An 11,825-nucleotide genomic window follows, 5' to 3' on the forward strand; every position below is an offset into this window, starting at 1 on the left:
GGTTCTGGCGCGGCCGGTCCGGTTCTTGCGTCAACAGGCGCATCACGCACATTCACATGAACCGGTTTGCCCAAAAACGATCGCTCACCGCATTTCACCAGCGCGGCGCCGCTCCCCAAGGTGGACGTTGCCCATACGGCCTTCCTGCTGGACTTTGACGGCACGCTTGTCGACATCGCCCCGCAACCGGACGCCGTGCATGTCTGTGCGCCGCTGCGCGAAACACTGGCCGCTTTGCATGCCGCCTGCGGCGGTGCGCTGGCGGTCATCAGTGGGCGCACGGTACATGACCTCGAATCGTTGCTCGCCCTGCCCGGCCTGGTGATTGCTGGGGTGCACGGCGCCGAACGCCGCTATGCCGATGGCAGCTTCGTCCGCCTGAATACCGACGCAGATGTCCTCGCCGAGTTGGAGCGCGAACTGCGCGCCGAACTCACACAACTGCCGGGGGTCATGCTGGAAAGCAAGGGCATCGCCTTCGCGCTGCACTATCGCCACACCCCGGATGCGGAAAACACGGTGCTCGCTTTGGCAGATCGTCTTGCGCACCGTTACTCCGACCACATCCGCCTGCAGGCGGGCAAGATGGTCGTCGAGCTCAAGCCGCGCGGCGCGAGCAAGGGCGATGTCGTGCACACGCTGATGACCGAGCGCCCCTTCATGGGCCGCACGCCATTGTTTGCTGGCGATGATCTGACCGACGAAAGCGCCTTTGACGCGGTGAACGCGCTTGACGGCTGGTCGATCAAGATTGGCAACGGTCCAAGCCAGGCACTGTGGCGCGTACACGATCCAGCGGCGCTGCGTACGTGGCTTGCCGCGATGGTTGCAGACAGGCGAGGTGGCGCATGAGCCGGCTCATCGTGATCTCCAACCGCGTCGCGCCCATCGCCGAGGGCCAGGGGACGGCAGGCGGCCTGGCCGTTGGCGTGTTCGATGCGCTGCGCGAGACGGGTGGCGTGTGGTTCGGCTGGAGCGGCGAGACCACAACCACTGCCTCTAGCGAGCCCGCCATCGTCACCAAGGGCAACATCACCTATGCCACCGTCGGTTTGAACCGGCGCGACTACGACCAGTACTACCGCGGCTTCGCCAACGCGACGCTGTGGCCGATCTTCCACTATCGCGTGGATCTGGCGCGCTTTCAGCGGCAGGAGTACCACGGCTATCGACGCGTCAACTCGCAGTTTGCGCATCAGATCAAGGCGCTGGTCAAGCCAGACGACATCCTCTGGGTACACGACTATCACCTGATCCCGTTTGCCGCCGAATGCCGTGCACTGGGGCTGACCAACCGCATCGGGTTCTTCCTGCATATCCCGTTTCCGGCACCGGAAATCCTGACGACAATCCCACCGCATGAGGAACTGATGCGCGCGCTGTGTGCGTACGACCTTGTCGGCTTCCAGACCGAAACCGACCGCGTCGCCTTTTACGACTACATCGAACGCGAGGCACGTGGCTACATCGAGAACAGGGAGCAGAACGGCCCGGTGCACGCGTTCGGCCACACGCTACGTGCAGAGGTCTACCCCATCGGCGTGCATCCCGATGAGATCGCACAACAAGCAGTGTCGTCGCTGGCGCGGCGCAATCCGTTCGCACGGCACACCAGCCCGCGCAGTGAGCAGGAAAATGGCCCGGCGAATCAACCCAAACTCATCATGAGCGTGGACCGCCTGGACTATTCGAAAGGGTTGCCCGAGCGCTTTCACGCATTCGAGCAATTGCTTGATGACTTTCCAGACCACCGCCGGCACGTGACCTTCATCCAGATCGCGCCAACCTCGCGCCAGGACGTGCAGAGCTACCAGCAGATTCGCCAGCGCCTGGAGGCAGAATCGGGGCGCATCAATGGCAAGCACTCCGAGCTGGACTGGACCCCCATTCGCTACATCAACAAGCAATACGAGCGGCGCGTACTGATGGCATTGTTCCGCACCTCGCACATCGGCTATGTCACGCCGCTGCGCGACGGCATGAACCTGGTAGCCAAGGAATACGTGGCCGCGCAGGACCCCGAGAACCCGGGCGTGCTGGTGCTCTCACGCTTTGCCGGTGCGGCGCGCGAATTGGACGCGGCACTCATCGTCAATCCGTACGACACGCGTGGCATGGCCGAGGCGCTCAACCGCGCGCTGACCATGCCACTGGAAGAACGCAAGGCGCGCTATGCCCACATGATGGATCGGCTGCGCACAGCAAACTTGACGGTCTGGCGCGAGCGCTTCGTTGCGGATCTTCGTAACGCACCTGAGCCATCCTAGCGATAGAGCCTTAACGTCACTTTGGCATTTTCACAAATTTAGCTTGCTATTAGATCGCGCACTATCTAATATGCACGACATGGACACACGCAAGACCGCCTCTCCGCACTCGAACCTGTCGCTGGACGTGCAGCTGTGCTTCGCGCTGTACTCGACCATGATCGGGTTGAACAAGGTGTATCGGACGCTGCTCAAGCCCCTGGGCCTGACGTATCCGCAATACCTGGTCATGCTGGTGCTGTGGGAGAACGACGCGCAGACCGTGTCGGCGATCGGCGAGCGGCTGTTTCTCGATTCGGCCACCCTCACCCCCATGCTCAAGCGTCTGGAGGCGTCGGGCGTGATCGAGCGCCGACGTTCCGAGGAGGACGAGCGCCAGGTGATCATCTCGCTGACGGACGCGGGCTGGCAATTGCGGGAACGCGCCAAGGACGTGCCGAACTGCATCGGTGCTGCCGCGGAATGCGCCCCAAAGGACATTGAAGCCTTGCGTACGCAGCTGAATGACTTGCGCGGGCGGCTTTTCAAACACGCCGCCTAAAGCGAGAACACGACCCCGGCGGGTGCCGCAATACACTCGCTTTTTTTGAAGCAAATACATAGCGCGCTATTTAATAGCAAACTATATCAACCCAGTGCTTCGGCTCCGACGGCCGCTGCACTTCGCTCCCAACCTTGATCAGGAGAACTGCCATGTCGATCGAAAACGTCCTGTACCGCGCCCAAGCCAACGTCACCGGTGGCCGCGACGGCCGTGCCGTCATCAGCGATGCCAACCTGGATCTGCGCCTGTCCACGCCTCGTGAGCTCGGCGGTGCTGGTGGCGAAGGCACCAACCCAGAACAACTGTTTGCGGCCGGCTACAGCGCTTGCTTCATCGGCGCGATGAAGTTCGTGGCCGCGCGCGACAAGCTGCGCATGCCCGCAGACGCCAGCGTGCAAGGCAACGTTGGCATTGGCGTCATTCCCAATGGCTTCGGTATCGAGGTCGAACTGAAGATCAGCCTGCCCGGCATGGAGCGCGACCAAGCCCAGACGCTGATCGACCGCGCTCACATCGTCTGCCCGTACTCCAACGCTACGCGCGGCAATATCGACGTGCGCCTGAGCCTGGTCTGAGTACCCTTCCGTTGCGGCGGGCGCTTCGCTATCAGGCGCCTGCGCTGCCGCTACGCAGGATGCGTTCGGCGGTCTTGGGTACCCCGTCTTCTGCCTGCGGTGCCAGCATGCCAGCCAGCAGGGCATTCATACGTGCCCAATGCGAGCCCGGCCAGTAGACACGTTGGCAGACATCGCAGGTACTGAACAGGTGCTGCCGTTCTCGCACACGCGGCGGCACGCTGCCGGCGGCCTCTTCCAAGCTCAGCAAACGCAGCGGCACGTTGCATTCCAGGCAGCGTGAAAATGGCCGTGCTGCATCCGCCAGCCTGAAACGCGCAACGATCTCGCGCATCTGCGCCTGCGGCTCACGCTCGCGAATAAACGCGCCACGGCGGATACCGCGCCGCTTGAGCAGCTCACGATCGCGCGAGAGGATAATCCAGTCGTCCGCCAAGGCCAGCGCCTCGATGGCGGCATCGGCATAATTGTTGTCGTAGGTGGTATCGAAGCCGGCCATACGCAGCAGGCGTGCGGTTGCGCCCAGGTGAGCGTCACACAGAAAGTGCAGCGGCGCAGCAGGAAGCGACGGTTCCACGCCTAGAACGGTCACGTGACCGTGCACGGGCAGCACGGCTTCCAATGCCTCCGCGCGGCCATCCACAAGCACCCGTCCCACCTCGGTATGTGGCACACCGAGCGCTTCGATGGCGTGCTTGAATGTGGCGCTCGCAGCCCAGGCACGCACAACGGTATGCCCACGCAAGGCCAGCGGCAGCAGCGGCGTCAGGATGCGATCAAACGTGAAAGCGGCGGGTGACATGCCTGCCACGATACTCCGAGGCAGGCTCGAACGGGAAACCGACGCGCAAATCAGCGCGCGAATCAGTCCTTGAGCGTGCGCGGCAGGATCAGCGCGAATACCGTGCCATGCCCTGGCCGGCTGCGCACGTCGATCGTGCCACCGTGCCGCTCGATCACGGTCTTGACGAAGGGCAGCCCGAGGCCAACGCCCCCGCTGCCATCGGGCTTGCGCTCGGCTTGGAAGAACGGCTCGAACAGGCGGTGCACCGTCTCGTCGGTCATGCCGATTCCCTGGTCGGTCACGCTCAGCACGAGCGCGCCGTCACTTGTGGCGTCGATGGCGACTGACACCGTCGTGCCCGACGGCGAGTACTTGATCGCGTTATCCACAACGTTGACGAGCGCCCGCATAAGCATGTCGGCATTGCCATCAACGATAGTGTCGTCCACCGAAAACACCGGCTCGTGCAATACGATTCCCTTCTGATCGGCGGCAAGCCAGCTTTGGTCGATGGCTTCTTCGGCCACCTCGCTCAATGCCACGGGCTCGAACTCCGCGCGATCCAGACGCTCGGCGCGGCTCAACTGCATGAAGTCTTTCGCAATGCGCAGCGAATAGGCGGCCTGCTGGCGTAGATCACTCAAGAACTCACGGTCCGTCGGCGTGACCACATTGTCATTGTGGGTCGCACCGCGACGGTCGATCAACGACAGGATCGCCGTCAGCGGGCTGCGCAAATCGTGCGCAATATGCCTCAGCATGCGCTTGTCTTGCGAGACCAAGTCTTTCACATCAGCAATATCAATCAGGCAAACCAGGTGCGACCTCTGCGCCACCCCGTCGGCGCCTTCCGACTCGCTCGACAGCGGTTCGCATACCAACATGTGGGCGCGACCGCCCCACTCGATTTCGTGGCTGATATCACCGCCCTTGAGCACGCTTTCTGCGACGAACTGTTCGACCTGTGCGAGTGCCTGCGTCGTACCGGGCGTGGCTTCGGCCGCCGCATCGGCGTTCATCAATGCCGCCGCCTTCGCATTCCACACGGCAACATGGCCGTCCATCGCCAGAAACACGGGATACGGCAACTGGTTGATCATGTCGACATACAGCGTCTGCCAGCCGCGCACCTGGCGCAGCGCAGCCTTGATCTCGGCGAGATCACCATCGGGCGCCAGTGCAAGTGCGGCTGGCGTTGACATCCGATGCTTGGGTTGAATCGATGCCGCAATCGCGCGCCACTCCGACAGTTCACGTCGCAGCAATGCGAGTGTCCGGCTATGCCGATCCCATGCAAAAAACACGTAGATCAGCAAGCACACGAACGGCAGCAGGCCAAGCGGCAGAAACATGTGAAACGCCAGCAGCACAAGCGGCACAGCAAAAATCAACACCCCCCAGCCAATTGCGGCCACATGCATGGCGCGGCCCGGCACGAACAGGCAAATCAAGACAATGCCCAGCGCCAACGCAATGTAGACCACCACCTCGACGGCGGAGGACACTTCCCGCGCGAGGTTGCCCGCCACCACCGCATCGGTGAGCAGCGCGTCGAGCTGCGCACGGGAAACCTCGTGCGAATCAAGCGACGACACCTGATATGCGCCCTCACCCCGCCACGCGAGATTGCCGACAAACACCACCTTGCCTGCAAATGCGGATTTCGGCACCCGCCCCCGGATGACATCGAGATACGAGTACTGCGGCAACCCCACCCTGCGCGGCAGCATCGTCACCACCGCCTGCGTCTGTCCACCGCCCACGGATAGCGCGTAGGGCTGCGTGAACGCATCTATGCGCAGCGGCGGCGTGATGCCAGCCACGCGCAGTGCATCGAGCGCAACGTGCGCGCGCGGCCCGCTCGCGGACGCAACATAGGGGACGAAGCCCGTCACCACACCATAGTGACCGACGTAAACCTCGCGCTGGCTGAGTGCCGCCGCAAGCGTTACCGCGGTCGGCGGCAACATCAGCACCGGGTTTCCAGCGGGGTCGCTCGCGTTGGCGGGCGGCACCAGCAGCGTGTTCCGATGCACGCGCATGCCCGCCTCAAGGCTCGAATTGTCAAGCGCCCGCGACAAAGGCAGGTCGATGACCACGCTGGCCGCATCCCCTAACCGATCGAGTAGCTGCTCCGAAGTATCGGCAATCTGCCGTAGGTCAAGCTGCGCCACAGTGGCCGCGTCAATGTTGACGATGGCAACCCGACCGGTCGACGGCCGCGCAACGAGCGTCGCCATCACATCAAAGAAAACGCGGTCGAGCGCCCCGGACATCACGCCACCACTCGGATGGCCACTGAAGGCCGCCAACACCAGCATCGCAATCACGAAAAGGCCCCGCCAAGGGCCAAGCGCAGTGAGGCGGCGAAGGGTGGCAGACATGCGACCGGACGGCGGGCGGAGGCGTGTCAATCGATGTTGGAATCGGGCGCATCTGCCATGCGCTCAAGGCGATAGCCGTAGCGGTACACACTGGAGATCCCGAGCCCGTGTTTGCGCAGGCGCAGCATATTGCGAACCCGAGTCATATAGGTTGCCAGTGTGCCGGTCTGCTTACGATCGGTGTCTTTCCAGACATACTTGAGCAGCGCATCACGACTGACAACACGACCCGCATGCTCGAGCAGGTAATAGGCAATCGCAAACTCTCGCTCAGGCAGCGTTGCTTGCGTGCCATCGGGCAGCGTTGCCGTGCGCGAGGCCTCGTCGAGCACATAGCCGGCAAACTCGATCTGCTTTTTCTGCTGCGTTTGCGGATAGTACTTGCGTAATTGCGCAACCACGCGGGCGATCAGCATGCGCTCGCTGGCAGGCTTGACGAGGTAGTCGTCGGCACCGCTTTCCAGCCCGTGCAGGATGTCGCGCTCGTCGTCGTGCTGGGTCAGCAGCACGATGGGGATCAGGTAGTCAACACGCTTGCGCGTGTCGATCAGCACCTCGATACCGGTCATGCCCGGCACGTCCCAATCGAGCAGCAGCATGTCGACCTTTTCCTTGTCGATGCGCTCGATGAAGCTGCGGCCATCGTGCTCGACGATGACATCGTACCCGGCACTCTCCAGCCAGCGCTGAACTGCCTGCGCTTGCGCAAGGTTGTCTTCAAGGACGGCAATGCGTTTTTTTTCGTGGTCGGTAGACATAGCCGTCGACATGGTCGAAGGAGTTCGAGATGCGTGAATTGTCAATCACTATTGAGTGCTGCAAATAGTACCAGCCTTGCCAGCCATTTCCAGCCCCTCTGCAGCCAGAGGCGCACACGGCCCTATCGGCACGATTGATTTAATGCATGGCGCACCGCCGTCGTCTTGAACAGCCGTGGCCGTCTGATGAGCAGGCGGCAACAGATTCTTCCCCCTAACCCAATTTAGAGAGAACCATCATGTTGAGCCTGCACACCAACGCTGCTGCAATGAACATCCAGAAGGCCATCGGTAACACCCGTTCGGACCTGAACACCACCATGACCCGCCTGGGTACCGGCCTGCGCATCAACTCGGCCAAGGACGACGCCGCTGGTCTGCAGATCGCCGTTCGCCTGCAAGCGCAAACGCGCGGCATGGGCGTGGCCATGCAAAACACGCAGAACGCCTCGTCGATGCTGCAAACGGCCGACGGTGCGTTCAACGAAGTCACCAACGTGCTGTACCGCATGAAGGATCTGGCGACCCAAGCCGCCGACGGTTCGTCCAACGACGAAGACAAGAAGGCCATGCAGGCTGAGTACGACGCACTGGGCAAAGAGTTGAACAACATCATGGGCAACACGTCGTACGGCGGTGCCAAGCTGCTCGCCGAAGCCGGCGGCAAGCTGGGTGCGGAAATCAAGTTCCAGATCGGTGCGTCTGCCAGCGAAACGATGAGCTTCAACGTGGGCACCCAACTCACTGCGGTTCACACCGCCTTGACGGCAGCCGCCAAGTCGTACGACGGCGCCACCGCTGGCGACGAGCTGACTGCCGCCGCCAACGCCACGATCACCTTGCTCGAAACGTCGTTGGCCGCTGTTGGCACGATGCGCTCGGCCATCGGTGCTGGTGAAAACCGCCTCGACCACGTCTACAACAACCTGGGCAACATGTCGATGAACACCGCCGACGCTGAAGGCCGCATCATGGACGCCGACATGGCTGCCGAGTCCGCCAAGATGAGCTCGCAACAGGTGCTGATGCAAGCCGGCATGGCCATGCTCAAGCAATCGAGCAGCATGAACCAGATGGTCATGTCGCTGATCCAGTAAGCACGCGCGGCCACCGCCGCAACCCGCTGGAAACCAAGCCAGCCCGCCACAAGCGGGTTGGCTTTTTTGTTGTTCAAGGTCTGTACAACCTTCTGCGCCTTTGAGCATGGGCTGACGACAATGGCGCCATCCCACCCAAACGGAACCATGAACGTGCAGGCATTGCCCACTTCCTCCCGCAACGTGCAACCCGCGGCGCAGATCGTGCTCGATCCGTGCACGCTGGGCCGGCCGTATCACCTGCTCGACGATGTCCTGCACGAGGTGCAGCGGTGCATCGACCACTATTTCCACGAGCGCTTCAACCTGCGTCGTGGCACCAAGTTCACGGCAACACACATCGCCATCGGTGCATTTCGCCCACGCGATGCCGCCGGCTGGCACGCATATACGTCTGACAACGGGGCGATTGCGGTGCGCGCCACCCGCCACCTGATGCTTGCGCTGCTGGCGTGCCATTACGACACACCGTTCGATGCAGCCGCGTCGGCTGATCCGGGGCCGGAATCGGGCACGGAACGCCGCTTTGCCGCGCAAATGCACGGTGCACTGCTGACCGCCTTCGCAACGGCCATTACCGGTGACCGGGCAGACGCGTTCTCCCCAACCACGGATGGGTCCCCCAGCGTGGGTGCGCGCGTTGTGCGCATCACGATCCAGGAGCCCGCGCGCAACCTTTCAGGCGATCTCGAATTCGCACTGGACGACGCTTGGCTGATCCGCCTGTTTGCGCGGCTTGACGCACAGCGCCCGCACGCAACGACGCCCGTTGCCGACGGCACGCCCGCTGGCGTGCGCATTCCGATGCAGCTCACCGTGCGCATGCTGACCAAAGACATGCCGTTGGACGACCTGCTCAAGCTGCGCAGCGGCGACGTGCTACCGGTACGCCTGCCCGAGACCGCTGAGGTGCTGGTGGGCGACGTCCGCCTCTATCGCGCCGCGCTTGCCGAGCAGCAAGGCGCTGTGTGCATCACCGCTTTCGAACCCGTGGAGTAACCCAAGACATGACCTCGCACAACGACATCGACCTGGCCGCCGCACTGGATGAATTTGACATCGGCGACGAATCGCAAACCGCCGTGGAGGCTGCGCCGCAACGCGACCCGATGCGCATGCTGCGCCGCATTCCGGTGCGCCTGACGCTGGAAGTCGGCTCTGCCACCGTACCGCTGGCGGACCTGCTCACGTTCGAGCCCGGCTCGACCGTGGAGCTCGACCGCCTTGCGGGCGAACCGCTCGTCATCAAGGTCAACGGCGCGCAAATCGGCACGGCAGAGGTTGTCGTGTCGGGCGAGCACTACGGCCTGCGGATCGTCGATCTGGACGATCTGAAATCTCTCGCCTCGTGAGCACCATGACGGCCGCCCTGCTGACTTGCCAACCTGCGCGCCAGCCCGTGCGCCGCCGCGCGATCGCGTGCGCGGGCGCAGCACTGGTGGCACTCGCCCTGCCAACGCTTGCGCAGGCCGATGCGCTGACGCTCGCAACGAGCGGCGCAAATGGCCAAGGCTTCACTGTCAAGACGCAGATCCTCGTGTTGATGACGCTGCTCGGGTTGTTGCCCGCGCTGCTGATGACGATGACGAGCTTCCTGCGCTATGTGATCGTGCTATCGCTGCTCAAGCAAGCGCTTGGGCTTCAGCAGGGCCTGCCGGCGCGCATCGTGACCGGCGTCGCACTGGTGCTGACCATGCTGACCATGCGCCCGGTGGGCGAAGAGATCTGGCAGAAGGCATTCGTTCCGTATGATCAGAACAAGATCAGCATGCAGGTGGCGCTGCAGACGGCAGAGCAACCGCTCTCGCGCTTCATGCTGGCGCAAACCAACAAGGCCACGCTCGCACAAATGGCCAAGCTATCCGGCACCGAACACATTGAAAAGCCCGAAGCGCAGCCGTTCCTGGTCAAGCTGTCCGCATTCGTGCTGAGCGAGTTGAAGACCGCGTTCCAGATCGGCGCCATGCTGTTCATTCCGTTCCTGGTCATCGACATCATCGTCGCCTCGGTCTTGATGGCAATGGGGATGATGATGCTGTCGCCGCTTGTGATTTCGCTACCGCTCAAGCTGCTGCTGTTCGTGCTGGTGGATGGCTGGTCGCTGACGGTCAATACACTCATCACCAGTGTGAGGGCGCTCTGATGCTGACACCCGATCTTGCCGCCAGCATGGCCATTGATGCATTGCGTCTGGTGCTGGTCATCATCCTGACGCTTATCACGCCGGGCCTGATTACCGGTGTGCTCGTCGCCCTATTCCAGGCGGCGACGCAGATCAACGAGCAAACCATGAGCTTCCTGCCACGCCTGGTGGTGACGCTGCTGGCGCTGGCGCTGGCCGGCCCGTGGGTCGCAGACCGCGTGATGCACTACACGGTCGAGATCTTCGGCCGTGCCGCGCAACTGGCAGGCTGACGGTGGAAATCGCCTTCGCCAAGCTCTTGCCGCTTGCGAGCGCGATCGTCTGGCCGTTCTGCCGGATCGCCGCCGCGCTCACTGCGGCCCCCATGCTGGGCGAGGCGGCCGTTCCCCTGCGCATCCGCGCGCTGATTGCGCTGGTGCTTGCGCTCGTGGTGCAGCCGGCCATGCCGGCAATGCCTGCAATTGATCCAATGTCGATGCAAGGCGTGGTCGCCATGGCCGAGCAGGTGCTGATTGGCGCGCTGCTCGGCTTTATGTTCCATCTCGTGCAGGCGGTGCTGCAGATGTTTGGCGCGGTGGTGTCGTCGCAGATGGGGCTGTCGATGGCTCAGATCAACGATCCGTTGAGCGGGCAGATGACCGACGTGGTGACGAGCATGATGTATGTCGTGTTCATCCTGCTGTTCTTCGCCGTGGATGGTCATCTGGTCATCACGCACGTACTCGCTCGCAGCTTTACCGTATGGCCGGTCGGCAGCTTTGCGTTTGACATGGAAGCGCTCAGGCGCCTGGCCTTTGCGGCGGGCTGGATGTTCTCAGCCGCCGTTGCGCTGATGCTGCCCGTGATGTTTGCCACGCTGGTGGTGCAAATCGGGCTGGGCCTGCTGAATCGCGCGGCCCCCTCACTCAACCTCTTCTCGCTCGGCTTTTCGGTGACGACGATGTTCGGCCTGCTGCTATTGACGCTGCTGCTGCCGTCGCTGCCGGACCACTACGGCCGGATGATCTCGCATGTGCTGGATCTGTACGACCAATTGGCCATGCCGGTGGTGCCAGCCAAGCGCATGTGACGAGCCCAGCGCTCGACCGTGCGCCACACGCCACAATAAGCCCCCAATCAGGGCGCTTGCGCCACATGTAGAAGGTGCCTGCCCCTCCGTTCAAGGTCTGTCCAACCTTCTTAAGGTTCCGTCATGACACGTCGACAATGGTGCCAACTCACCAGATGGGGCCATGAACGTGTCGGTATTCCTCTCCTTCTTCATCAAGGCGCA

The 11,825-nt window shown here is 62.6% G+C and carries 13 protein-coding genes; 10 read left to right on the forward strand and 3 right to left on the reverse strand.

Annotated features, from left to right (window positions below):
- The first annotated feature begins 66 nt into the window (after positions 1–66).
- The 4 genes from otsB (at position 67) to JHD73_RS09800 (ending at position 3,386) form a co-directional block, all read left to right on the forward strand.
- Positions 67–852 carry a trehalose-phosphatase gene (gene otsB / locus JHD73_RS09785; RefSeq protein WP_199030095.1) on the forward strand — a complete coding sequence of 262 codons (786 nt, stop codon included), beginning with the start codon at positions 67–69 and terminating at the stop codon, positions 850–852.
- Entirely contained in the window at positions 849–2,267 is a 1,419-nt protein-coding gene (otsA, locus tag JHD73_RS09790; protein ID WP_199030096.1) for an alpha,alpha-trehalose-phosphate synthase (UDP-forming), read from the forward strand. The genes otsB and otsA overlap by 4 nt, the downstream gene beginning before the upstream one ends.
- A 79-nt stretch (positions 2,268–2,346) precedes the next feature.
- The gene (locus JHD73_RS09795) at positions 2,347–2,808 is read left to right on the forward strand and encodes a MarR family winged helix-turn-helix transcriptional regulator (protein WP_199030097.1); all 462 of its coding nucleotides are present in this window, start codon (positions 2,347–2,349) and stop codon (positions 2,806–2,808) included.
- A gap of 152 nt (positions 2,809–2,960) precedes the next feature.
- Positions 2,961–3,386, forward strand: coding sequence for an organic hydroperoxide resistance protein (locus JHD73_RS09800; protein WP_199030098.1), 426 nt, complete (start codon positions 2,961–2,963; stop codon positions 3,384–3,386).
- 31 nt (positions 3,387–3,417) lie between these two features.
- Here JHD73_RS09800 and JHD73_RS09805 read toward each other — a convergent pair whose 3' ends face one another.
- From JHD73_RS09805 to JHD73_RS09815, 3 genes are all read right to left on the reverse strand, one after another.
- Complete coding sequence (locus tag JHD73_RS09805) at positions 3,418–4,188, reverse strand: Mut7-C RNAse domain-containing protein (protein ID WP_199030099.1); 771 nt, start codon at positions 4,186–4,188, stop codon at positions 3,418–3,420.
- Positions 4,189–4,250: 62 nt separating this feature from the next.
- Positions 4,251–6,554: an ATP-binding protein gene (locus JHD73_RS09810; RefSeq protein WP_199030100.1), complete on the reverse strand. Its 2,304-nt coding sequence runs from the start codon at positions 6,552–6,554 to the stop codon at positions 4,251–4,253.
- 26 nt (positions 6,555–6,580) lie between these two features.
- Positions 6,581–7,312 (reverse strand): response regulator transcription factor, encoded by a 732-nt coding sequence (locus JHD73_RS09815; RefSeq protein WP_199030101.1) that lies wholly within the window; start codon positions 7,310–7,312, stop codon positions 6,581–6,583.
- A 239-nt stretch (positions 7,313–7,551) separates the two neighbouring features.
- Between JHD73_RS09815 and JHD73_RS09820 the strand changes: the two genes are divergently transcribed.
- The 6 genes from JHD73_RS09820 to fliR all read left to right on the forward strand — a co-directional run bounded on the left by JHD73_RS09820 (position 7,552) and on the right by fliR (position 11,621).
- On the forward strand, positions 7,552–8,409 hold the full coding sequence (locus JHD73_RS09820; RefSeq protein ID WP_199030102.1) for a flagellin: 858 nt from the start codon (positions 7,552–7,554) through the stop codon (positions 8,407–8,409).
- A gap of 147 nt (positions 8,410–8,556) precedes the next feature.
- On the forward strand, positions 8,557–9,408 hold the full coding sequence (locus JHD73_RS09825) for a FliM/FliN family flagellar motor switch protein (protein ID WP_199030103.1): 852 nt from the start codon (positions 8,557–8,559) through the stop codon (positions 9,406–9,408).
- 8 nt (positions 9,409–9,416) lie between these two features.
- Positions 9,417–9,761 (forward strand): flagellar motor switch protein FliN, encoded by a 345-nt coding sequence (gene fliN, locus JHD73_RS09830; RefSeq protein WP_199030104.1) that lies wholly within the window; start codon positions 9,417–9,419, stop codon positions 9,759–9,761.
- 5 nt (positions 9,762–9,766) lie between these two features.
- Positions 9,767–10,552, forward strand: a complete 786-nt coding sequence (gene fliP / locus JHD73_RS09835; protein WP_199030105.1) for a flagellar type III secretion system pore protein FliP — start codon at positions 9,767–9,769, stop codon at positions 10,550–10,552.
- Complete coding sequence (locus tag JHD73_RS09840; RefSeq protein WP_199030106.1) at positions 10,552–10,824, forward strand: flagellar biosynthetic protein FliQ; 273 nt, start codon at positions 10,552–10,554, stop codon at positions 10,822–10,824. The genes fliP and JHD73_RS09840 overlap by 1 nt, the downstream gene beginning before the upstream one ends.
- 2 nt (positions 10,825–10,826) lie before the next feature.
- Positions 10,827–11,621 (forward strand): flagellar biosynthetic protein FliR, encoded by a 795-nt coding sequence (gene fliR / locus JHD73_RS09845; RefSeq protein ID WP_199030107.1) that lies wholly within the window; start codon positions 10,827–10,829, stop codon positions 11,619–11,621.
- The last annotated feature ends 204 nt before the right edge of the window (positions 11,622–11,825 follow it).

The organism is Ralstonia sp. ASV6, from assembly GCF_016429285.1.
In the GTDB taxonomy this organism is placed as follows: Bacteria; Pseudomonadota; Gammaproteobacteria; order Burkholderiales; family Burkholderiaceae; genus Ralstonia; species Ralstonia flaminis.

Coding starts and splice junctions, on each gene's coding strand:
- otsA (WP_199030096.1), top strand. CDS start 849: ATGAGCCGGCTCATCGTGATCTCCAACCGCGTCGCGCCCATCGCCGAG.
- JHD73_RS09795 (WP_199030097.1), top strand. CDS start 2,347: ATGGACACACGCAAGACCGCCTCTCCGCACTCGAACCTGTCGCTGGAC.
- JHD73_RS09800 (WP_199030098.1), top strand. CDS start 2,961: ATGTCGATCGAAAACGTCCTGTACCGCGCCCAAGCCAACGTCACCGGT.
- JHD73_RS09805 (WP_199030099.1), bottom strand. CDS start 4,188: ATGTCACCCGCCGCTTTCACGTTTGATCGCATCCTGACGCCGCTGCTG.
- JHD73_RS09810 (WP_199030100.1), bottom strand. CDS start 6,554: ATGTCTGCCACCCTTCGCCGCCTCACTGCGCTTGGCCCTTGGCGGGGC.
- JHD73_RS09815 (WP_199030101.1), bottom strand. CDS start 7,312: ATGTCTACCGACCACGAAAAAAAACGCATTGCCGTCCTTGAAGACAAC.
- JHD73_RS09820 (WP_199030102.1), top strand. CDS start 7,552: ATGTTGAGCCTGCACACCAACGCTGCTGCAATGAACATCCAGAAGGCC.
- JHD73_RS09825 (WP_199030103.1), top strand. CDS start 8,557: ATGAACGTGCAGGCATTGCCCACTTCCTCCCGCAACGTGCAACCCGCG.
- fliN (WP_199030104.1), top strand. CDS start 9,417: ATGACCTCGCACAACGACATCGACCTGGCCGCCGCACTGGATGAATTT.
- fliP (WP_199030105.1), top strand. CDS start 9,767: ATGACGGCCGCCCTGCTGACTTGCCAACCTGCGCGCCAGCCCGTGCGC.
- JHD73_RS09840 (WP_199030106.1), top strand. CDS start 10,552: ATGCTGACACCCGATCTTGCCGCCAGCATGGCCATTGATGCATTGCGT.